The sequence below is a fragment of the Paenibacillus solani genome, from assembly GCF_001277345.1.
In the GTDB taxonomy this organism is placed as follows: Bacteria; Bacillota; Bacilli; order Paenibacillales; family Paenibacillaceae; genus Paenibacillus_AQ; species Paenibacillus_AQ solani.
The window spans coordinates 1,759,876-1,782,872 of record NZ_LIUT01000001.1 but is presented as its reverse complement, the minus strand read 5'-3'; the positions used below and the strand labels follow the sequence as shown (position 1 = coordinate 1,782,872).

The 22,997-nt window shown below is 44.3% G+C and carries 22 protein-coding genes and 1 other annotated feature; of the genes, 3 read left to right on the top strand and 19 right to left on the bottom strand.

Translation table 11 applies throughout. The annotated features are described in order from the left end of the window. Window positions 1-145 precede the first annotated feature (145 nt). The 8 genes from AM231_RS08065 to AM231_RS08030 all read right to left on the bottom strand — a co-directional run bounded on the left by AM231_RS08065 (window position 146) and on the right by AM231_RS08030 (window position 8,424). Window positions 146-1,630, bottom strand: a complete 1,485-nt coding sequence (locus AM231_RS08065) for an S-layer homology domain-containing protein (protein WP_054402171.1) — start codon at window positions 1,628-1,630, stop codon at window positions 146-148. A 132-nt stretch (window positions 1,631-1,762) separates the two neighbouring features. Beyond that, window positions 1,763-2,458: a response regulator transcription factor gene (locus tag AM231_RS08060; RefSeq protein ID WP_054402170.1), complete on the bottom strand. Its 696-nt coding sequence runs from the start codon at window positions 2,456-2,458 to the stop codon at window positions 1,763-1,765. A gap of 3 nt (window positions 2,459-2,461) precedes the next feature. Beyond that, the gene (locus tag AM231_RS08055) at window positions 2,462-3,934 is read right to left on the bottom strand and encodes a sensor histidine kinase (protein WP_054402169.1); all 1,473 of its coding nucleotides are present in this window, start codon (window positions 3,932-3,934) and stop codon (window positions 2,462-2,464) included. 9 nt (window positions 3,935-3,943) lie between these two features. Then, entirely contained in the window at window positions 3,944-5,164 is a 1,221-nt protein-coding gene (locus AM231_RS08050; protein WP_054402168.1) for an amidohydrolase, read from the bottom strand. Between the two features lie 169 nt (window positions 5,165-5,333). After that, a complete protein-coding gene (locus AM231_RS08045; protein ID WP_054402167.1) occupies window positions 5,334-6,095 on the bottom strand; it encodes a class I SAM-dependent methyltransferase in 762 nt (253 codons plus the stop codon). A 31-nt stretch (window positions 6,096-6,126) separates the two neighbouring features. Further along, a complete protein-coding gene (locus AM231_RS08040; protein ID WP_054402166.1) occupies window positions 6,127-6,723 on the bottom strand; it encodes a hypothetical protein in 597 nt (198 codons plus the stop codon). Between the two features lie 130 nt (window positions 6,724-6,853). Continuing rightward, window positions 6,854-7,828 (bottom strand): phosphotransferase enzyme family protein, encoded by a 975-nt coding sequence (locus AM231_RS08035; protein ID WP_054402165.1) that lies wholly within the window; start codon window positions 7,826-7,828, stop codon window positions 6,854-6,856. A 32-nt stretch (window positions 7,829-7,860) separates the two neighbouring features. After that, on the bottom strand, window positions 7,861-8,424 hold the full coding sequence (locus AM231_RS08030; RefSeq protein WP_054402164.1) for an SMI1/KNR4 family protein: 564 nt from the start codon (window positions 8,422-8,424) through the stop codon (window positions 7,861-7,863). Window positions 8,425-8,599: 175 nt separating this feature from the next. Here AM231_RS08030 and AM231_RS08025 point away from each other — a divergent pair, with 175 nt between their 5' ends. Then, window positions 8,600-9,379, top strand: coding sequence for a M15 family metallopeptidase (locus AM231_RS08025; RefSeq protein ID WP_054402163.1), 780 nt, complete (start codon window positions 8,600-8,602; stop codon window positions 9,377-9,379). Window positions 9,380-9,581: 202 nt separating this feature from the next. After that, window positions 9,582-11,036, top strand: coding sequence for a 4-hydroxyphenylacetate 3-hydroxylase family protein (locus AM231_RS08020; RefSeq protein ID WP_054402162.1), 1,455 nt, complete (start codon window positions 9,582-9,584; stop codon window positions 11,034-11,036). A 95-nt stretch (window positions 11,037-11,131) separates the two neighbouring features. Here the strand turns inward: AM231_RS08020 and aac(2')-IIb are convergent, their stop codons facing one another. From aac(2')-IIb to AM231_RS29855, 11 genes are all read right to left on the bottom strand, one after another. Then, entirely contained in the window at window positions 11,132-11,854 is a 723-nt protein-coding gene (aac(2')-IIb, locus tag AM231_RS08015) for a kasugamycin N-acetyltransferase AAC(2')-IIb (protein ID WP_054402161.1), read from the bottom strand. A gap of 149 nt (window positions 11,855-12,003) precedes the next feature. Next, window positions 12,004-13,380: a Na+/H+ antiporter NhaC gene (gene nhaC / locus AM231_RS08010; protein ID WP_054402160.1), complete on the bottom strand. Its 1,377-nt coding sequence runs from the start codon at window positions 13,378-13,380 to the stop codon at window positions 12,004-12,006. 226 nt (window positions 13,381-13,606) lie between these two features. Continuing rightward, window positions 13,607-14,692, bottom strand: coding sequence for an aspartate-semialdehyde dehydrogenase (gene asd / locus AM231_RS08005; RefSeq protein ID WP_082341689.1), 1,086 nt, complete (start codon window positions 14,690-14,692; stop codon window positions 13,607-13,609). A 206-nt stretch (window positions 14,693-14,898) separates the two neighbouring features. Continuing rightward, window positions 14,899-15,162, bottom strand: a binding site (T-box leader). A 96-nt stretch (window positions 15,163-15,258) separates the two neighbouring features. After that, the gene (locus tag AM231_RS08000) at window positions 15,259-16,857 is read right to left on the bottom strand and encodes an amidohydrolase (protein ID WP_054402159.1); all 1,599 of its coding nucleotides are present in this window, start codon (window positions 16,855-16,857) and stop codon (window positions 15,259-15,261) included. A 203-nt stretch (window positions 16,858-17,060) separates the two neighbouring features. Then, window positions 17,061-17,471 carry a VOC family protein gene (locus tag AM231_RS07995; RefSeq protein WP_054402158.1) on the bottom strand — a complete coding sequence of 137 codons (411 nt, stop codon included), beginning with the start codon at window positions 17,469-17,471 and terminating at the stop codon, window positions 17,061-17,063. A gap of 720 nt (window positions 17,472-18,191) precedes the next feature. Further along, window positions 18,192-18,701 (bottom strand): LLM class oxidoreductase, encoded by a 510-nt coding sequence (locus tag AM231_RS29460; RefSeq protein ID WP_054402157.1) that lies wholly within the window; start codon window positions 18,699-18,701, stop codon window positions 18,192-18,194. A gap of 350 nt (window positions 18,702-19,051) precedes the next feature. Continuing rightward, on the bottom strand, window positions 19,052-20,053 hold the full coding sequence (locus tag AM231_RS07980) for an LLM class flavin-dependent oxidoreductase (RefSeq protein ID WP_054402155.1): 1,002 nt from the start codon (window positions 20,051-20,053) through the stop codon (window positions 19,052-19,054). Window positions 20,054-20,059: 6 nt separating this feature from the next. Next, complete coding sequence (locus AM231_RS07975) at window positions 20,060-20,356, bottom strand: DUF3219 family protein (protein WP_054402154.1); 297 nt, start codon at window positions 20,354-20,356, stop codon at window positions 20,060-20,062. Window positions 20,357-20,575: 219 nt separating this feature from the next. Continuing rightward, complete coding sequence (locus AM231_RS07970; protein WP_054402153.1) at window positions 20,576-21,532, bottom strand: LLM class oxidoreductase; 957 nt, start codon at window positions 21,530-21,532, stop codon at window positions 20,576-20,578. A 338-nt stretch (window positions 21,533-21,870) separates the two neighbouring features. Then, window positions 21,871-22,170, bottom strand: coding sequence for an ArsR/SmtB family transcription factor (locus tag AM231_RS07965; RefSeq protein ID WP_054403565.1), 300 nt, complete (start codon window positions 22,168-22,170; stop codon window positions 21,871-21,873). Between the two features lie 152 nt (window positions 22,171-22,322). Continuing rightward, entirely contained in the window at window positions 22,323-22,481 is a 159-nt protein-coding gene (locus tag AM231_RS29855; protein ID WP_423212918.1) for a DMT family transporter, read from the bottom strand. 190 nt (window positions 22,482-22,671) lie between these two features. Here AM231_RS29855 and AM231_RS29455 point away from each other — a divergent pair, with 190 nt between their 5' ends. Continuing rightward, window positions 22,672-22,842, top strand: coding sequence for a hypothetical protein (locus AM231_RS29455; protein WP_207383545.1), 171 nt, complete (start codon window positions 22,672-22,674; stop codon window positions 22,840-22,842). The last annotated feature ends 155 nt before the right edge of the window (window positions 22,843-22,997 follow it).

The window sequence follows — 22,997 nt, the reverse complement described above, 5'->3', positions numbered from 1 at the left end:
CTTGGCTATGGTAGGCGCTTGCCAGCCCCCATTCCGGACTTTCACCGTATAGATGACGCCCATGCTGGGCGTACTAAAAAGAATAGGACGAGCTGTTAAGCTCGTCCTACTTAGGTGTATTTATGACTCTCTTTCTCGGTGTGTATTATTTTACGGTCAGTACCGCTGTAGTTTCCACTGCCCATTCGCCAATCGGTTTAATCGTATAGGTTGTTCCTGGCTTCAGTTTCCCCTCCTGCGTAAGATCGAATATGCCCACGGCACCTTTGCGGCTTGAATACTTATATGTGGCTACCTGCTTGCCGCCTTCTGCATCTATCAATTCAACGCTGCGACCGGAGAACAGCTCATCTCCAGGATCTTCAGATAATGTTATGGCAACAGAGCTGTCACTGATCGCCTCCGCTTCAATAATATTCAGCGGTGCGTAACTTTCTGCTACAAAAGATGGGTTAGCAATTTGTGCCCAATCCGAGGTAACTGTGTAGGTTACACCTGGCGTTAAGGTTTGACCTTCCGGCAATCGGAATTTCGGCTCTTGCTTGCCGTCAGTAGATTGGGTGAAGGGTACATATTTGGCTACGATAGGTTGTCCGCCTGCAGGCGTAATCGTAACTTCCCTCGCTTGACCAGAAGAAATAATCTGATAGACTTTTCCATCAGCGCTGTTATTCTCATCCAGTACGAACGCATTGGCTCCACGGCCTCCACTGTAAGCGGAAATCACATAACCGTAATCAACGACCCCATTCTCTTTAAGTGCTTCCAACTCAAACGTATCCTGAGCGACTTGTCTAGCCTCGGTCATGTCCAGCTTTGTGCTTTTACCTGTAAATGTGCCTGCTGGTTTACCTTTATAGGTAAGCGTATAGGATGCACCCGGTTTTTGAACGGCAGTAGGTACGATGTATGTGGAAATTGAACCCGTCTTCAAGCGAGGCATATTGGTAAGTTCAAGTCCATTATTAAATTTAAAGTCTTCTTTTGCTTTGGCAAACGCTTCATTGTCCGTGGTCAAAGGTGCATCGAAGGTAACGATTAAGGTGATGGCATTCAGTGAGTGAACACTCGTGATTTTAGCATTTTCTGACGGTATCGCCTCATGGGCAACGCTGATCAAGTATGCAGCTTGACCACGAGTAGTATGGCCTTCCACGGAATAGAAACGTTGTGCCCAGTAATCCACCGACTTCACATCTCGTTTCAAAGCTTTGGACACCATTTGCACCAGTTCGGCATGGGAGACTGTTCCTCGTGGATCGAAACGACCGTCCGGCGCCTGCATGATGTCTTGGGCCACCAGCTCAGCTGCGTACGGCTCATACCACGCGTTTGGATTTACATCCGTGAAGCTTGGCTCTGTCTCCCCTTTGCTTTCAAGTCCAAACGCGAGCACCAGCATTTTCGCCAGTTCTGCCCGGGTGATCGGACTGGTTATCCCCATCGTGCCATCCTGGTAACCCTGCATCACGCGAAGCTCAGACAGTACTTGAGTCGCTTGTTCTATATCTTGCGCTGCCAGCGGGATTGACGCCGCCTCAGCCTGCAGAACATGAAGCGGAAGTGAAGCCGTCGTTCCCAGGGCAGCCGCCACCATCATGGCCGCCAGTTTATTAGAAAGTTTTTTCATCAGTAAAGCCTCCCTATAATCATGAAATATGAACGTTAATCGTCATAACCCCATAATAGAAGAGAGTCCTAAACTCCGAAGAAAGCCCAGATTAACCATTTCGAAAACTTTTATTAACAATTTCTAAATTTTTTAGACCGAAAAGCGGTAACCTGCTCCCCAGACCGTTTCAATATACTGCGGATTGGATGGGTCCAGCTCCATTTTTTCGCGCAGCTTGCGGATATGGACGGTTACGGTTGCTATATCCCCGCTGGAATCCATACCCCAAATCCGCTCAAACAATTCGGTTTTGTTAAACACCCGGTTCGGATGGCTCGCCAGAAATTCAAGCAAATTAAATTCCCGGGTCGTAAACGTGACTTCCTGATTGCGTACGAACACCCTTCGCGCCGTTTTGTCGATGACCAGGCCTCGGATATGAATTTCTGAGCTTGGACTCGGACTTTGCTTGCCCAGAAGCCTTACATATCTCATCAAATGGGCTTTGGCTCTTGCAACTAATTCGCTCGGGCTGAATGGCTTGGTAATGTAATCGTCAGCACCGAGATTAAAGGCACGGATTTTATCAATCTCCTCAGTCTTGGCGGATACAATCAGGATCGGTACCTCCTTGTTCTTCCTGATGTGACTGCACAGCTCATAGCCATTCATCCCGGGAAGCTGCAAATCCACAATAATAAGGCTATAGTCGTCGTTTAAGGCAAGTTTCAAACCCTCATCGCCTGTGTGGCATAGATCAACAATAAAACCATTCAGCTCAAAATAATCGCGCTCCAACTGGGCGATGGTCGTCTCATCTTCAATGATGAGAATGCGTGTGGTCATGGGTTACCGTGCCTCCTTCCTGGTCGCTCGTTTAAGGGTAAAGTACAGGCTTGTTCCGACGCCAAGCTCGCTTTCAGCCCAGATTTGACCCCCGTGTCCTTCAATGATCTGGCTCGCAATCGCAAGACCGAGGCCGCTGCCGCCCATTGTCGAATTACGGGATGCCTCCGCACGATAAAACCTCTCAAAAATATTTGGGATTGCTTCGGGATCAATACCCATGCCATTATCCCGTATTTCAACTGTTACCCACTCAGGGGAAAGAACTGCGGAAACATGTATGATTTTGTGCTGCTTATCCATGAAGTTTTGGGCATTACCGATGATATTAAGCAATACTCGCTTTAATTTTTCCAGATCAGCAACGACTTGGACAGACTGACCGGTACGTGCCTCCCACTCGAGACGTATTCCTTTTTCCTCCAACACATAGCGCTGTTCGTCGATACAATCGTTTATAAAATCGATAATATCAACATGCTCAAACAGGAACGGTACCTGCTTTAAATCCAGCTTGGAGTATAGAAACAACTCGTCCACAAGCTTATCCAGATCCATGGTTTTGGTGTATATGATGTTCACGTATTTATTCATTTTCTCCGGCGTATCCGCAACGCCATCGCGTATTCCCTCGATGTATCCTTTAATGTTCGTTATTGGCGTGCGCAAATCATGAGAGATATTGGAGATTAGCTCCTTCCGGTTCTCTTCATCCCGGAGCCGCAGCTGAATCGATTCATACAGACGCTTTCGCATATCCTCAAACGCCTCGTTCAGCTGGCCGATCTCGTCCCTGGAATGCAAATCCAGAGAAAATTGGAGATTGCCCTCCTTAATGTGTTCCGCCGAATTTCGAAGCGTATTAAGCGGTTTAACCACACTGCGCGTGATCCAGCGATATAACAATACATTTCCAACAATTGCTATACCAACAAGACTCAAGACAAGTACAGGCAGCAGTCTGCGTGTGACTTCGCCGAAAGGACTTCGCTCTCGAATAACATACACGCTGCCCCTCGCTCCATCTGTATACCGGAAATCATACTTGGCATAAGCATAGAACCGTTCCCCGATATTAAGGGTATTGCGAATCTGATTGTTGTTCAGGTCATATGGAGGCAGATTCGCTTCTAGTTCAGGCTGGTTCATCGTATTAGACTCAAACACCTGGTCATTTTCCCTGCGGACATACAATCCCGCTCTTACGGTTCGCAGCTTAAAGTCATATTCCGTCAGCAGCTCCTTGTCCTGGAGCTCATCAGGTTCATTTTTGGCCAAATATTTTAATTCCAGGAAAATAGACTCCTCCTGCTCTGTAAGCGGGTTAATCTGATAGTGTACCTTATAAAAATCCCGCACCCCATGAATGTCGCCGGTAGTCGCAATGGTGAACAAACATGCAGTGAAGACAAAGACCAGCAAGCTGATAACCAGCATGCCGGTAAAGGACAACAATAGCTTGATTCTAATCGACATGAACGTCGCCTATAACGAACCGGAAACGATCTGTCCCTGAAACATCGTCGCCACGCGTTGGGATCTTCTCGCAACAGCTTCAGCCGAACATGAAGCTTGTACGAATACAATACTCGCAACATCACCAATCTGCGGCCATACCTGTTCCCCGTCATGGTTTAACGGAGTAGTACCGCCGGTAATATATTGAAGTGTTTGCGCTAAGGAACGTTCATCCACCCACTTGGATACTTCCGCCAGTCTGCTAACGCGCTCCAGTATGTCCCCATTACCGAATGGCGACCACACATCAAAAATATTATCGCACCCGACTGCTACCTCTACACCGTGCTGGTGCAGTAAGCCAACCGGCGGAAACTTTCGGTCAATAGGCACGCTTGTAATAATGGCAACCCCGGCATCAGCGAGCAGCTCCCCCATTTGCTCTGCTTGAGATGCAGTGATATCGCCAAGACCAAATGCATGGCTGATCGCAACCTTGCCTTGCAGTCCAGCTTCAATAGTCAACTGAGCTAATCGCTTCATCGTGAATGTTCCCAGATGGCCGGCATCATGCAGATGCAGGTCGATTCCCGCATTAGCTTCGACTGCCAGCTCCACCATCTGCTGCAAGGATGCTTCAATATCGCCATCCACCGTCGCCGGGTCCACCCCGCCAACCAAGCCTGCTCCGCTGCGAAGTGCTTGTCTCACTAACTCTGCTGATTTAGAGCGCAGCAAACCATGCTGCGGAAAAGCTACGATCTCATAGGATAACTTTCCTTCAAATGCGCGTAATGCTTGCTGAACCGCTTCTAAATTATCTAATCCGGCTTCCGGATAGATATCGACATGCGTACGCACATGGGTTACGCCTGACTCCAAGTAAATTTGAAGCAGCTGCTCCGCACGCTCTTGCGTCAACGTACCCAGCGAAGGAAGTGTTGCTTTCTCGATATCCAAACGTTCGAAAATGCTGGACACCGGCGTAACGGAACGCCATCGGTCACCAAGCAGAGTTTTATCCAAATGACAGTGCTTCTCAATAAAGGATGGTAGAAGCAATAAACCCTTCGCATCTTGCTGAGGCCACTCATCTGTTATGATTGTATTCGAATCTACGATTCTCGCGATTTTTCCATCCTCTATGAATAAATGGCGAATCTCCGTCTTTGTTCCCGTAATCACACCATCTTGAACTTCATAACCACTCTCTAATCGGGCATTTGTTAACCAATAGGCTGAATTCATATCTATCCTTCCTCTCTACTCTTCCCAGATATACGATTATGCTATCACAGGCTAAACCATATGGATAATATTTAAAAAATAGGATTTGCTTAAGTTTTACATATACTTAAAAAAGAAAAGCCATCCGTAAGGATGACTCTTCTGTTAAACTCTGGAAATCAACATGATGTTATGGCTTTATGGCCCTTGTCGCAATAAAACTGTTCGCATAACGATCCAACAATTTCTTGCCTCCGAAGGAATCCTCGTATAACCCGGCAATCATAAATCCGGACTGGATCTGACCTCCAATTTGCTGCTCCAACGTATGTCCGAATTCCAATGCTACCCCGCTTTTAACGATCTCTTCTTCCGAGGCATAATCCAGTTCCGAATATGGAAGAGTATGCTTCACTTGAAGCGTACCCTGTTCTTCCAGTTCCCAGTCGAATAAATAAAAAACCGGGTTCATAAAACCACTTATCATAATGCCACCATGCTTCAATACGCGATATGCCTCCTGCCAGACCGGCTGAATATGAGGCACATAAAGGTTAGATACGGGATGAACCAACAAATCAAAACTCTCAGAATCAAACATGCTTAAATCCGTCATTGAACCGAGAACCGTCCGAATGGACAATCCATCCCGTTTGGCTACGTAACGATCCTGCTCCAATTGAGAATCGGACAGATCCAACACGGTTACACTTGCTCCCGCAGCGGCCAAAACAGGTCCTTGCTGCCCTCCACCAGAAGCTAGGCAGAGCACATTCTTCCCACTTAGTTCAGGAAACCATTCTTTGGGCACTGGCTTGGTTGAGGTGACGATAATAGACCATTCGCCCATTCTCGCGTTCTGGATTTCTTCGCTGCTTACAGGAACAGTCCACTGATTTTGCTGTTTTACTTTAAGCTCCCAATTGTCTTGGTTGTGCTTGATAATATCCATATGCAAATCTCCTATTATTAAATCATGGGCTTTATTGTTTATTCATGGACCTTTGATTCAGCCAAGCCTGAAACTGTTCCACCGTACTTACGTTTTCTTCAAGAACCGCTGTATAAATATCGAAGCTTCGCACAGTCTTGCCATATTCTTCACGGCTTGCCCAGCGATTTTTGATTCTCAGTATAGCTTCCCGGCGCTCCTGAGTCAGCCGTTCAGGCATCGTTATGATATGGTTCAAGTCAGGTTGTCTCTCCGGTTCGTCTACGAACCAAATGTCCAAGGACCAATCCTTCCCGCGCTTAGATTTATACTTCAGGCCAATATACAATCCATCAGGATAAGCGGGATCTGTATTATAAACTCCAGTATCATTAATGAACTTCAGCTCCCGTACACCGACATGGAGCATGAGTTCTGATGCGATTTGTACTACTAATGAATGATTCATCCGAGAACATTTTACCGTCATGTCCAGGTCTCTCCATACCATCAACCCGAGGGCTGAACTGCCGACACGCACTGGTTCGCCTGCTTGACTTAATAACTCGTAAAGTCGTAGTTCATCTGCTACCTCAGAAGCCTCATCCTGGAGAGCTTTTTGTTGCAGCAGAAGTTTGCTTTCCTCCATACGGTGTTCACCTCTAAACCTTATGTTGTACATCTCATATGGTATCACCCGATCAGCCTGCTGACCAAGGGAATGAATACTTATAATTAAGTTTCACGGATATCAATTCCTGTATTGCCTGTCCCCGGATTTAAACGGAATAAAATATGCGTTCACCTTCCAAATAAGGCATGCAGTAATCGGCACACAGCTTCGGCATTCGTTCACGCATCCATGCATGAACGGATTCATTCTCCATCTGAAAGACATAATAGCCAATAATGGCCAGCAGCATGAAACCTTCTAACATTACAAGCTTCTCTTTGCCTGTATGGTCACTTCCATAATACCCTTTCAGGAATTTATCCCGATGCTCCGAAGGAACCATCATGGCCCCCATTGCAACATCCGTGTAATTATATCCTGGTCCGAAAAAACCAAAATCGATAAAACACAGTTCTCCATTCGAGGTCATGATGATATTCCCCAAGCTTAAATCACCGTGGATAAGCCCCGAAGCCTCGATGTTACCACTGTCCACAAGGCGCGAGTTAACCAACGTTATCGTTTGTTCAATTATGGAAACATCGGAGGAAGCAAACAAATCTTTCGCTAATCCTTGCTTTATAACCTCAATCATATATAGATTGTAGGCAATCCCCTGACTCGGACGCTTGTCCAAGCCCTCCTGCTCGTATCGGCTATAGAATTTGTGCAGCTCAGCAATGCGAGCCCCCAGCTTCTCGACCAATACCTTGTCGTTTAAGTCACCCTTCTGCAAGTCTCTTCCTTCCAGCCAGGTAAGCACGGAGCTGTTCCAGCACTTCCCCTCATGTTCGATGATCGTGATCAGCTCACCTGTCCGATTACGCACAGGCCTTTGGACAAGCAGATGATCCCAGCTGGACAAGTGCTCCAGCATTTGCAGTTCACCCAGCAGACCGTCATAGGTATGCTGCTGACCAGCCATGCCTTCTTTTACCGGTTGATGAATGCGCAGCAGATATGTACTTCCATCATGGCTTTTTACCTTATAGGTTCGATTTTCATTATGCCGAATAAAGATAATCTCCGGTTCCCGGATGTCGTATTCATTTAAAATTTCCTGCAGCTGTTCATTTCGCATATGAAACTCTCCTTATCATGAAATGAATCGCGTCATCCCTTTAGGAAGGTATCGTCAAAATACGCCTTAAAATCCGGGTATAGCAATACAAGCGACTCTTTAAGTTCGGCCCGATCCGTCCGTTCTTCATCCAAATCAAACAAAATCTCGTGTTCGATCTCATAGATAGCTCCGCCTCCCTCGCCAGCATCTTCACTCACATCAATACACCATATTTTCCCGTATTCAGAATCCCATGTAAAAGGAAGATAACCCCGCCGGCACAACAAGGGATTGTACATATCTCTCACATTATCCAGCGGCGCGTCCACGGGCTGCTCCGGTATCTCATCAAAGTAGTGATGGTACGTAGAGATGAATGCTCTATACCATTCGGGAAATGTCACACCATATTCCTTTTCCATAGCATAGATATCATCTTCACTTACTTGGGAAGGAACCAACCTCCATATAGACCACTCTTCACCTGTGTCAACGACCTTCATCTCGGCGGGGACATCGGGGCGCATCCACCTGCAGAAACCATCCTCCGTAACTTGGCGATATTTGTTGTAATAGGTTTCAAACCCTTGTTTGATATAATCGCGTATTTCCATCTATGTTGTCTCCTTTTGTTGAAAAATGTTTCTATTTCATATCAATATTCGCTATTGTGGGGTTATGATTAGATTCGATCTAATCTATTTTGTTTACAATTCAGAAACAAGTCAGACATTCTACCGATATAACTCTCTTATATACTCGTAGATAGCTGACAAGGAGGGACATCAAGTGCATACTAAAATCGCTAAAACCATCATACCCAAGGTCATCATAGGCTCCGTTGTTACAACCCTGGCCTTATCCGGTTTTCTAAGCACCACCAACGGTATTAACAATGTAGAAGCAGCATCTGCTTCCAGTATATCATTTTCCAAGTTCTTGGAGGATAATGCAGCGAAGCGAACGCTGAAGACGATCCATGGAATCCATACCGTCACTAATCTATCGAGCACAGTGGTTCTGGTCAACAAGCAAAGGAATCTTCCAGCGAATTATATTCCACAAGACTTGGTCGTGCCTAATATACCATTTAGCTTCTCGGGGTCGAGTCCCAAGAAGCAGATGAGAAAAATAGCAGCGAATGCGCTGGAAAAACTGTTCGCCGCCGCCAAGAAGGACGGCATCGATTTGAGGGCCGTGTCGGGTTATCGCTCCTATGCAACCCAAAAAGCCATATTTCAGCGCAACGCCAATATTAAAGGAGAAGCTGTCGCCAACAAGACAAGCGCTCATCCAGGGCAAAGCGAGCATCAGACCGGACTGACTATGGATATATCCAGTGCTTCCGTAGGTTATGCGCTCGAACAAAGCTTTGGCAATACCAAGGAAGGTAAATGGCTAAAAGCCAATGCACCGAAATATGGATTCATCATTCGTTATGGAAAAAACCAAGAGAAAGTAACCGGTTATTCTTATGAGCCTTGGCATGTTCGTTATGTAGGCGTGTATATCGCAGGAGAAATATCGAAACGACATCTGACGCTTGAGGAGTACTTGGGACAATCCTAATCATCGCATATCAAGAAACGGGCCTGTTTAGGCTCGTTTCTTCTTGTTTGTATCCCTCTCCTTATCTAAGCCTCTCGGGTACATTCGCATATTTCCCAAAGCTCCAGGCGGACAACGCACTCCGTATGGACTAATGACGTACATTAACAGCAGTAGACATGTTCATTAATGCATACGATTCTGCAAATGAGGTGACGAATACGTGGCTATAAAATCGGGGAAGCAGTATATCGAACAGATTGATCAGCAGAATATCGACATATGGTATAAAGGTTCACGCATTGAAGGACCATTATCCGAGCATCCTGCCTTCCGAGGCCTCATTCAAACACAGGCGGATCTATACGACATGCAGTGCGATGCGCGGTATATAGAACAGATGACATATCTTTCACCCGATACTGGAGAAAGAGTCGGCCTGTCTTTTCTGCCACCGAGGAATGTTGAGGATTTGCAGAAACGCAGAACGATGATGGAGCTCTGGTCTAACAGACACCACGGCTTTTTAGGGCGTGCTCCGGATTATATGAATACAGCTATTATGTCGCTCTATACAGCGGCCGATATCCTCGAGGAGCATAATCCCAAATATGCGGAAAATCTGAGGAACTATTATAAATACTGTCGTGATCATGATATTACATTATCTCACGCTTTCATTCAGCCTTATTCTTGCAAATTATCCGCTCAACAGGATACTGAAGAAGACTCTATAGCAGCCAAGGTCATAGAAATTAACGATGAGGGAATGATTGTAAGCGGGGCTTTCATGATGGCAACACAAGGTGCCACTTGCGAAGAAATCCTGGTATTTCCGACACCTGCTCCAACCATGTGCCGCGACGTAAATCCTTATGCCTTTGCTTTTGCAGTCCCCAACGATTTACCAGGGATGACTTTTATATGCCGTGAAAGCTATGGCGCTTCATCCACCTATGATTATCCCCTGAGTGCCAGATATGAAGAGATGGATACACTTGTTATCTTCGACCGCGTGCTTGTCCCTCACGAACGGGTATTTTATTATGGGGACGAGGCTTATGCCGGACGATTATTCAGTGAGAGTCACTTTCATACACACATCGCCCATCAAATGACCATACGTTTTATCGTAAAAACCGAATTCATGCTCGGTTTACTCGAGTCGTTGGCAGATGAACAGAACGTGGGGCTCGAACCCCATATGATCATGAATGTATCCAAAATCATTACCTTTCTCGAAACCTTCAAAGCGCTAAGATTGGCTTCCGAGCAAGGCGCCAGCGAGGATAAATTCGGGTATTTCGTTCCTGCCGCCAGTCCACTTTTCGCATCGAGCCTGCTCTTTTCCAAGTTTTATACTGAAATGGTAGAAATGATCCAGTTGCTAGGCTCCAGCGGCTTAATCATGATTCCTTCCGAATTGGACCTTCACTCTGATTCTGGACCCTACCTTAACCAGTATTTAAAAGGAACAACAACGGAGGCTCGGGAACGCCTCGCATTATTCAGGCTTTCTTGGGAGCTTGGTGCAAGCTCGTTCGGCGGCCGGCAAACCCAATTTGAAAGATTCTTCTTCGGAAATGCCCAGACGGTGGCCTATCGCATGTACAACCATTTTGACCAGCATGACCAGCTTCAGAGCAGGATAACTGATTTTATTAATAAGAAACAATAGGTCGAGATAGACGGCTAGTCCCCGTTAAAATATCGAATAATCTATTTGGATTTCTTTCCTTAACCGAGAAATACAACCCTCTAGGCTTAGTATGGTTACCAAATCGTGAAGTTAACTCCGTAACAGGATAACTCCAATTTACTCGCCACTCTCTGAGAAGAGGTATTCTCCCATGAAGTACTGTATAACGGAAGCGCTCCCTTCTTATATACCTCAGCTGCCCATCCGGCAACAACCGCAGCTGCATAGCCTCTTCCACGGAACTCATCTAACGTCTCCAACCCGGCCTCGTGTGCATCAGGGGTAATCCTGACGCTGCGACAAACCGATGCAACCCTATTCCCATGTAATAGCCCAACACACGGCTGGTCATAATCTATTTCTTTGATCAGCCATTCAAAGCCGGAGAGCGAAAGCTCGGCTATATTGTCACTGATGATCGATACCGTCTGTTTTGTCGGCTTGGTTTGCCTAGAGATCAGGTAACAAGGACCACTTGTGCTGTGATCAGCTTGAAGAAGACTCATATAATCAGCGTAATGTTTGGGCTTCGTCTGGATGTTACTGAGAATGATTGGCTCATTCTCAACCAATGCCTTCAATTGCCCTGCAAGCCTCTCAGGAACATCATGACGAATCCTCCAAACAACAGAACCGTCGATCGTTCGACCTAAGAAAAACCGGGGTGCAGGCTTCTCGCCTGGCCAAGGCTCATTGATTGTGCGTATCCGCATATCATCATCATGCCTAAACATTGCCCTAACATGTTGCTCCATTAACTCCCTGGCAATGGGCTCATTCTCATTCGTATGATTCATTTTTTAACCTCCAAGCAGAAGCTTTTCTATAAACCAGCATTTCACTTTTCGTTATTAAAATTGATCTCATCATAGCATATAAAAAAGCCTTGTCTCCCTAAACCCGGGAGACAAAGCCTAAATTTATCATATATGATTATCAATTAACCTTAACTCTTCCCGCCTAGCGAGTTCCGCTGTAATCGTGGAATCAAAGCGTAGGCAAAAGTAAAGAGCGGACTCACCCATAAAAAGATGGCATAGGGAACATATTCAATGACCGGCACTCCAAGCGCTGCCGCGAAGAAAGCCCCACTAACCCCCCATGGAATTAAGGGGTTCACCAGTGTGCCGCAATCCTCCAAAGTACGTGACAACGTCTTTGCGGGAATCTCCCTGCGGGTGTATTCGTCCCTGAACATTTGTCCAGGCAATAGAATCGATAAATATTGCTCGCCCGTCATGCCGTTAACCGCCATCGAGGATGCGCCTGTCATCATAACGATGCTGCTCTTCCGCTTCAGCGGCTGCATGACTCTACGGAAGAAAGCCTCAATGACGCCGCAATGTTGAAGCAGCCCTCCTAACGCCAAAGCAATCAGAATGAGGGAAACGGACCCCATCATCGATTGCAAGCCGCCGCGGTTGACAATTGATGCAACGGTTTCGTTGGCAATCGGGCTTTTATAACCGTTCTGCATCACGCTAAACCAGACTTCAACAGCTGTATGATGCTGAACCAACGCAGTTACGATGAGACCAGTAACGATCCCGGTGATCAGTGTCGGGAGAATCGGGATTCGCTTAATTGAGCATATAATCACGGCTAGTGGCGATATCAGAGTTAGCCAATGGATATGAAACCCTTCATTAAGCGCGGTCTTAATTAGATGCAGTGATGATAAATCCATCGTACTGGCCATGGGTGCGAGCAAGAAGAATACCGTTGTCACGACCAGAGCTGGCACCGTAGTATAGACCATATGGCCGATATGGGTGAATAAAGATACACCAGCTACAGCAGGAGCAAAGTTGGTCGTGTCGGATAGCGGCGACATTTTATCACCGAAACATGCCCCGCAAATGACAGCGCCTGCTGCCAGTGTTGGCGAAATCCCAGTCGTTACGGCAATTCCCATGAGCGCTACACCCACGGTGCTGACGGTTGTGAAGGAACTGCCGGTGAACATGGAGACTACGATGGTAACATATAACGCACTCACGGCAAAATAATGAGGTTCGATATAATCCATGCCATAATAGAGAATGGTCGGGACAGTACCGCTCATCATCCATACCGCAATGAGAATACCGATGAGCGAAAGAATCAGAATCGGCATAATCGCCGTTTGAATACCTTGAATGATGGCAGATTCGAGCTGCTTCCAGGAGAATCCGAATAAGCGCAGCAACACTGCTGTACCCACTGTCGCAACCAGAAGCGGGATATGCGGCTCGGATTTGAGCAGAAAGATGGATATAAACAGAATAACCAGAATAAATACAATAAGCATGATGCTTTTTGAGAAACTAAGATGTCGTTCCATGATGATCGAACTCCTTGCTTATGGTTGGACAGGCACTCCTCCCTATCCCGAGTTATTGAGTGTCAATTCGCGCTTTTCTACTTTTGTGCTTTTTTGCTTTTGGGCGTTGAAGCGCAAAGTTCACTATAAACGATAACCATGAAATCCGTCAATGAATGAATCATGAACAAACACCAAGAAAAAGACGACCGCACCAAGCAGTCGCCTTTTGATCATCATGAGTACATTATTTAGCTACAATATATCCATCCGCTTTCAACAGTTCAGCGATCAGTACAGCACCACCCGCTGCACCGCGCAGTGTATTATGTGAAAGACCTACGAATTTATAATCATAGATTGAGTCTTCACGGAGTCGGCCTACCGATACGCCCATACCGCGTTCAATGTCGCGATCCAGCTTGGTCTGAGGACGGTTCTCTTCTTCAAAATACGTAATGAATTGTTTTGGCGCGCTTGGAAGTTCCAGCTCTTGTGGTCTTCCTTTAAACTTCAGCCAGCGATCGAGGATTTCATCCTTCGGCGGTTTGTTCTCAAATGATGCAAATACGGTCGCTAAATGGCCGTCAGCTACAGGAACTCGAATACACTGCGTCGTAATGATCGGAGACGCCGCTTTGACGATCTCACCATCTACCACGCTGCCCCAAATGCGAAGTGGTTCCTGCTCGCTCTTCTCTTCCTCACCGCCGATATACGGAATAACGTTATCCAGCATCTCCGGCCAGTCGGTGAAGTTCTTACCGGCTCCCGAAATCGCTTGGTACGTGGATGCCACTACATTGGTAGGTTTATAATCCAGCAAAGCATGAAGCGCCGGTACATAGCTCTGAATAGAGCAATTTGGCTTAACTGCAATAAAGCCTGTAGAAGTTCCAAGACGTTTACGCTGCGCTGCAATGACATCGATATGCCCGGGATTAATCTCAGGGATGACCATAGGAACGTCAGCTGTCCAGCGATGAGCAGAGTTATTGGAGATAACCGGCGTTCCGGTCTTGGCATAGGCTTCTTCCAATGCTTGAATCTCATTCTTCTTCATGTCGACAGCGCAAAATACAAAGTCCACGTCGGCTGCCACTTGCTCCACTTGAGCAGCATCCTGAACAATAATGCTCTTCACGTGTTCAGGGATCGGCGTGTCCAGCTTCCATCGGCCTTGCACTGATTCTTCATAGGTTTTGCCAGCTGAATTGCTGCTCGCTGCAATAGAAGTAACTTCAAACCATGGATGGCCATCCAGCAGCTGTATAAAGCGCTGACCAACCATACCCGTTCCCCCGACAATGCCCGCTTTTAGTTTTTGTGACATACGTTTCTCATATCCTTTCAATAATGGCGTCATGTTCTCCATACATCGAATCTCATCTACCGTACGGACAAGTGCATGCAATGAATAAGCAAATAAGTTCTTTCTAGATAACTATTCAACCTGACCGGATTGGTGTAGGTTTTCTACCCTGAACACCCGTATTTCTTATGATATAACAAAAAAATCCCACCCCCAAGACCTGTAGTCTCAGGGACGAGATTGTTATACTCGTGGTACCACCCTAAATTTGCCAATATGTCACCATATTCGCCTCATCGAGTACGGCATCGTATGTCATGCAGATACTCTAGCTCTATAACAGGAGCTCCTGGCACACCATCCTCCTCGAATCGAGGGTTCCATGTGCTGCTCTGAGTCTTTATTCAATAAAGAACGCTTTGCCCCTTTTCAGCTGCCGGAGCTCTCTGTACAAGAATTCGTTTATTTACTCGTCTCTTCATCGCATTTGTTATGATTACGATTATTATATATAAAACTATATCGATGGTAAACCTTATTTATGAAATTTCTCTGACACATCCACTATTTCGATGTATACCTAAGACTTACTCGGAATAACCGATTTCCCCGTTAACGATGGTCATTCTAACCTTCGTCTTCAGCAGTTCATCCGGATCCATCCCGTCGTGCAGTCTGCGATCCAGCACTGTAAAATCGGCATATTTGCCAAGCTCAATGCTGCCACGCTGTGCTGCTTCTCCAGCTGCCCGAGCACTGCCGAGCGTGAATAACCCGATGGCTTCCGTAAGGCTAAGCTTCTCCTCCGGCAAATATCCCTTATGATCCTCACCCGGTCTGCATCGAGCCATAGCTGCATGAATGCCGAGCAGCGGGTTCAGCGGCTCGATCGGTGCATCACTTCCGCCTGCACATGGGAGACCCGTTTGTAACCATTTCTTCCATGCATATAAGTAGCTTGTCCGATCCGGACCGACACGGTTCAGTACCCAAGGGAAATCACTGGCTACGAATCTGGGCTGCAGGTCAACGGCCAGATTCAGTTTGCTCATTCGCTCCACCGTATCCGGTTGTACAATTTGGGCATGAATGAAGCGGTCCGGTAGTCGTGCATCCATGCTTAATGGCAGTTTTTCAAGCACATCCGTCATCAACGCGGCCGCGCCGTCTCCGATGGCATGGAAAGCTACGGGGAACCCCTGTCTGCGGGCCTTGCCCACGATCTCTTCTAGCTCCTCACGCGTATGCATGGCCATTCCATGGGTATGCTTAGCATCACTGTAGGGCTCCTTTAGCAATGCAGTTCTGCCTCCGACCGACCCATCCACGAACAATTTAACGGCCCCGATCCGGTCCCATTCATGGCCGCTGCCAGCCTTGACGCCAAGCACTTCCATTTCATCCAGATACTCATGATACATCAGTTGATGGGTACGAAAGGGCAGCCCTTCCTCCCGCAATTCTCTATGCACACGCTGCATCGCTTCAACACTGCGAAACAATCGCAAATCCTCCGTATGAGCCGCCGTAAGACCAAGTCGAAGCGCATCCCGACATGCCTCTCGCATGGCCAATTTGATCATGGACATGTCAGGCTCAGGCTGTACCTTGGTAAAAGGCACCGAAGCATTCTCATAGATGCAGCCATTCAAACACCCGTCACCGCCTCGGCCATAAGCGCCAGCCTCCGGATCCGGACTGTCCTCTGTTATTCCCGCTCTTCGGAATGCTTCCGAGTTGCCAAGGAAAGCATGGAAACAAGTCCTTGTCAGATAAACAGGATGATCCGATGTAATGGCGTCCAGCTCCTGCATACTCGGAATCATATGATCTGAGAAATTATTCTCATTCCAGTTCAACCCCATGATCCACTCCCCGGGCGGCGTAATAGCAGCACGTTCCCGAAGCATGAACAGCATCTCTTCCTTGGAAGCAGCTTCGGTGAAATCCAGCATTCCAAGTTTTAGTCCATGCATACCAAGATGCACATGGGCATCGACCAGGCCTGGTAGTATGAAGGCGCCATCCCAATCCACCGTTCGATACGGTTTGCCAGCCAGCTGGTGCCGAAGCTCGGCTGCACTCCCGATGGCACGAATGATCCCATCTTCCACATATATCGAATCCGCTGTTGACGCGCTGTCAGGTGAAAAGACAACACCATTTGTAAAAAGAACGGGTTGCATGACTCCATTCCCTCCATATTTTTACCATGATTATACCAGACCGGCTCCTGACTCGTCAGCGAGCGTTCCTTATAAACAAGCAAGCAGCCCTCAACAGGACTGCTTGCTCACGACGATTTGAAATTGTTTATACATGGTCCATTCGGTAAATCCCTCCGCGTCATTCGTCCAGGCAAGCAGGACTGATCACAGAGTACTCACGCTTATTCACGGCAAATCATGAGTTTATTGCCATCTGGGTCCTTCACGACGAACCAATGATCATGCTCAATTTCCGTAACCAGTTCCACGCCGAGCTTCTTTATGTAGGCTAAGGACCCTTCCAGGTCTGCTGTTAGCAGCATGAACGCAGGCGTATCGATAGACGGTGCACCCCCCGGCTCATTTCCTCCCCACTTCGGCATCGTATCTAGAATTACGCCTGCTCCCTCCATAGGTAGAGGACATAGATGACCATTCAAAATAGGACATTTGTCTTCGGATATTCCAAGCATGCGGCAGTACCAGCTGCGCGATGTCTCAATGTCCCGGACTGGGATGAAAATACTGCCCACTTTGTTCTTGATCGGACTTGCCTGCATGTCGTTGAGATTCTTTAGTGCTTGTTCGTTCATCTTATCCCTCCATCATTCTGAATGTGAGACGTGGCATAATATTAATTAGTCTCGCAAGGAATCACGTCCCAATATATTGTCACAAGAATTATATGACATATACTGGGCATCCAGCTACTCCAAATTCACCTCTACTAAACCGGAACGGCAAAAAAACGTTGGCATGAATTTTTATTAAAAGTCAAGAGTTAAAGTAATGCACTTAATACATCAGCATTCTTTATACAATGTGCAACATTATAACAAGTTTTTTTTAAGCTGAACTAATTTTTGCGTTAGTTCAGCTTTTATTTGTGATTAAAGATATAAATTGGGGTCTTTATGAAATGTCAGTATAGTATAAGCGAGATGTTAAGTTATGTATTCTTCAACGGCGCAGTTTAGTTGAATAAAGTAATAGATTTTTTTGACAAAATAATTATTCATAATGTTTCTTTGAAATAAAGTTTGATCAAAAAAAACCCACAAACCAGCATTTTACAATAAATATAAAGAATCCCGTTTGAAAAAAGATTGATCAAAATGGATTCTTTATCAGCAGATATTAGTTTCGTTTTAAAAAAAGTTGGATAATTTCGTAATGGTGTTGCTCATTCCTGAATTTCTAAGGATAATCCATTACCAATCTTTACTTATGACACCACACGAAACTTTATAGTCTATAAGCTTCTTTTAAGACAAAAAAGTCGATTCCCACGTTTTGAGAATCGACTAATCATTTTAATATTTCCTAATACCTTTTTGCGTATCTATTTTCTGGGAAGGGTAATCCCAAGTTTCCTCGTAACGTATTTGATTCGTATTCTGTACGGAAAGTAAAATTGGAACAACTAAGTCAATAAAATTCTCTAAACCCGAAGGATGTTCCTGGCTTACGATTAAGATATCCATCGCCCCTGCTTCATACCACTCCTGAATTTGATCAGCTACTTTCTCGGCTGAACCGAAAAATAAAGGTTTTGGTATTTTGTAGAAAGGCATTAAACTTTGTAATTCTTGGAACATCTCTTCTGCTTCTTTTTCTGTTCTGCCAACAATCGGTCTTTGTATTGACGCGATGAAAAAATCTTCTGGTGAACATTCTTCTAAGGCTACTCTTCTTTTAACATCTTTACTAAAATTCAGAGTATATTCAAAATAATAATTCAAAGCAAGAGAAGGATCCTGACTAGGTCCAAAATCAAGGCGTGGTGCCAGCATAACATCCGCATATTTAGCAGCACTATTCATTGAATTAGCAGACGTACCTGCTACTGAAAATTGGCGGTCTACCTTGGATTGAACGATTTATATTCAACGGACCATCCACCGAGAAATACTCGCCTCTATAATTTATCGTATGCATTTTTTCAGGATCGAAAAACACCACACGCTTTTTATTCCGTATAAACGCATCATCCTCATAGGTATCCCATAACCCTGTTACAATCTCTATAAATTCTTTTTGCATAGGGTACTGATCTGCTTTTGTCAGATATGTTTTGCTATGGTTTGCCGTTCCCCCTAGGTTAGAAGTAACTGCATTCAAGGCTACTCGCATAATTTTTTCTTTCTTAAAACAGATTTTTAACTACCCCTATTCAAAGGTTTTCTTTCGAAAATATCTCTTTTGCAATTAGTTTATATGATTGAATCCGATCTTTCGGAGAGTACGTAATTGTGTTGATCATGATTTCGTCTGCTTGATAATCAGTTTGTAACTCCATTAATTTCCGTTTCACCTCATGAGGATTGCCGATGATCATGTTCTGTCTCATTTTGTTTAACGAATCCTTTTCTTTTTCAGTTATCTTGTATTGCTTAGCTTCTTTAATCGAGGGAACACCTTGATGTCCCTCCCCTTGCAAAGACCAGATGAGAAAGCTTTCTGCAATTTCTTCTGCTTGTTCCGTAGTTTCTCCACAAATGGCTGAAACAGTTACGATGACTTGTGGAGCCTGTGCTTCCTTTCTTGGTCTAAAAGCATCCCTATATGCCTGGATGATAGCTATCCCATCATTGTCGCTCATAAAATGACCAAAAGTATACGGCATGCCATTTCTTGCTGCAAGTAGCGCACTTTTTTCACTTGTACCAAGAAGCCAAGGCACAGGCGAATTTTCAGGTATGGGAGACGCGGAAATCTTCGAATACTCGTGATCTGCTGAAAAATCATCCTCTAAAAAATGGAGTAATTCTTTCACTAACGCAGGTAACTCCCAAACTTTTTGCAAAAAGTTGTCAGATAAAGCGTTCGTCGCTTCAGCTGATCCACCCGGCGCTCGTCCTATCCCTATGTCAATCCGATACGGAAATAGAGTAGCTAACATATTAAATACTTCTGCAACTTTATAGGGTCGATAATGAGGTAACAAAACAGCCCCAGAGCCAATTCGAATTTGATTCGTGTTAGCCCCGATATAACTTAACATCACTTCAGGTGCAGAGCAGGCAAGTCCAGGTAAATCATGGTGTTCGGCAATCCAATATCTTGTATATCCTAGTGCTTCTCCAGCTTGCGCTAACTTCATTGATTCAATCAATGCATCATTAGCTGTTTGATTTGAAGATATGGGGGATTGATCTAATATACTTAATCTCATTACAACTCAGCCCTTTGCTTCATGACCTACTTCCATCAAAGTCAATTTATATTGTCCGACTTGGTCCTTTACGTACAAATTAGTAAGGGAAGTAGAATACTCATAAATGGTTCCCCTAAATGTTAAGTCTCTCTCGGGAATCTCAACGTCAAATGTTCCGCTATAGAGCAAAGTCGAAATGTCATGATATTCTTCACTTGTTACGTTAAAATCAACTGAAATTTTATACAATCCATTTGTTTTTTCTTCCTGATAACTACGTAAGTAAATCAAAATGCCATTTAAGAACATCTTTTGCACCAAAAAAAACACTCCTTTTTCAGTTAATATTAAATACAAAAAGTGGATCAGCTATAAATATTGATTGAATCAGAAAGTTTTGTCTCACTCTAACATTAAATTGAAACTGGACATTATATGTGTTTTCTGTTAAATACACATATAATGTCCAGTTGATCCTCGTAGCCTTTTTCTCGTGACGCTCGCTGATTTAAGCCATTTCTCGTAACTAACAGAAAAACTTTATACTTCTTTATTGGATAATGCCGGGAAGAGTGGAACCACTTCCTCCCCTAATTCTTGGATTACCTCTTCAACCGGCCGCTGACCATATTTCAAGTTGAATGCAAGATGGTTTACACCGATTTCTTTTAAAGCATTGAGGTAGTCAATTAAAAATTGACGTCCAGTTCTGAATCCTAAGTGTATAGGAGTGGGACCTTCATTCGGGTTCTCTGATAAATCTATATATAAAGACTGACTAAAAGGCTTAAAGATATTTGTTAATGTACGCCATTCTTTAATAAGCGCTGCTTGATTATTTATATTTCGTGGGTAATAAAACCAGCCATCACTGTTTTCTGCTATCCATTTTGGCGTCTGCGTCGAATGACCCGTTACCAAAATTGGAATATCTTTCAATTCCGGTTTGGGTAACAAATCGCCACCCTGAAGGTTCAGACTTGGTGAATGAATTTCCGGAAATTCTTCATTCCACACTTTTCTCATGACATGCAAAGATTCTCGAAATAAATTACTCCGTTGTTCTCGGTCTACTGAAAACGCTGAAAACTCGCTAGGGCGATCACCCGTAGCAATTCCAAGAACAAGTCGTTTCCCAGAAATTCGATCAACAGAAGCTGCTGCTTTTGCCACGTGCAGCGGATGGCGTAGCGTTGTGACAATACTTCCGGTACCCAATGAAATCTGTTTTGTATGGGCAGCCAAGTAACCAAGAAAAACCCATGGATCGTATAGCTGTCCTGCATCTCCAAAACTTGGGACATTTAACGGCACATCTCTAACGAATAATGAAGCAAAGCGTGCTTCTTCTGCTTTTTTTGCCAAGTTCATTTGATGTTCCAAATCCATCTCCGCGATACTTCCCTCATAAGACTCTAAAGGGAAATACAACCCGAGAGTAAGTTCCTTCTCTTTAAACATGTTTGAATAGCCTGTATGTGAAGCAAATTTATCCATTTTTCTTATCCTCCGTACATGAATGTAGTTAGTCAATAAAGCAGAAATCACAAAAGTACACATAATGAATCAACATATTACGAATTGATGATATGAAACAAAATAATAATATGCATTCTAACACATTAATATATTAAAATATATCAATATATAAAGTGTAAATAAAAGAGGATGTTGCTATATGATTCCAACCAAGACCTCCAATTGCAGCACCAAATTTTGTTTTTTCATTACTCATTATTTGTACTCCTTTCTAATTTATAGAATTATATTGTCATATCGCAAATTGTAAATATTTCATCCGAAAAAAATACTGAAAACAGATTTGAAACCTGGATTCAGTCTTTTTTCAAAAATAACCCTACTTGATTAATTGCATCTTCGTTTCTTCTGTAATAAGTCCATTTACCAATGCGAGTAGCTGTAATTAGACCAGCTCGTTGTAATATTGCAAGGTACTGAGAGGCTGTCGACTGATTCATACCTAATTTCTCCGTGATTTGACTTACACAGACCCCAATTTCTTCAAGATCAATCCCTTCTTGGGGAGAGAAATATACTGCCGGATTCTTTAACCATTCTAAAATTTGCAAACGAGCCTCATTTGATAATGCTTTAAATACTTCAATTTGCTCCATAGAGACATAATACACTAACATATTGTAATTTGTCAATGTGTTGTGCTGTAAAAAAGTTATCACCATAGCTCTTCAGTAGATTGAAGCTCCACAAATAAAGGATAGCGTTTAGAGAATGAAATACTTACGGTGTCCCTAAAATGTTACCTTGCCTATATCAAAAAGTTTACAACAAAGATTCCCCCAAGAATTCCCCCTAACCACACCCACCATGGAGCCTTTTGCTTAATAGGATTTTTAATCCTGGTAAATGAACGATCCTTTATTCCAACAACGATCACTAATGTGATGAAGCCGGTAAGAAAGTGGATGTCGATGTCATGCCCATAGAAGCCATAAATACAAATAATGACGCGATTAGAGGCATTAACGGCCCGTGTAAAAGAATAACGGACAATGCTGAAACACTACTAATACAAGAAAGAATTAGTCATTAATCAAGATTTAAAAAATGAAGGAAAGGATTTACTTTTAGTTAAGTATCCCCCATATAATTTAGAAGTGAAAAAAGATGAAGAATTAACTTTAGCGTATACACTTGGAGGGTATGCGGATACAACCAAATTTTTATTGGCTCTTACAATATATTGGAAGCAATGGAATATTGATAACAACGAAGATAGTTTTGTTCCAATTGATAATAGTTTTAGATTCACTTTAGAAATTGAATAAATTTATAATAAAGCAACTTAAAGGCGACTCTGAACTGAACCCCGAATAGGCTCACTTTTTTAAAGTGTCCACTATTCGGGGTTCAGTTCACAAGCCTTAATTCATAGTCGATTGGCACAACTAAATCGACATTTTGAAAATCAAAACTCATTTGT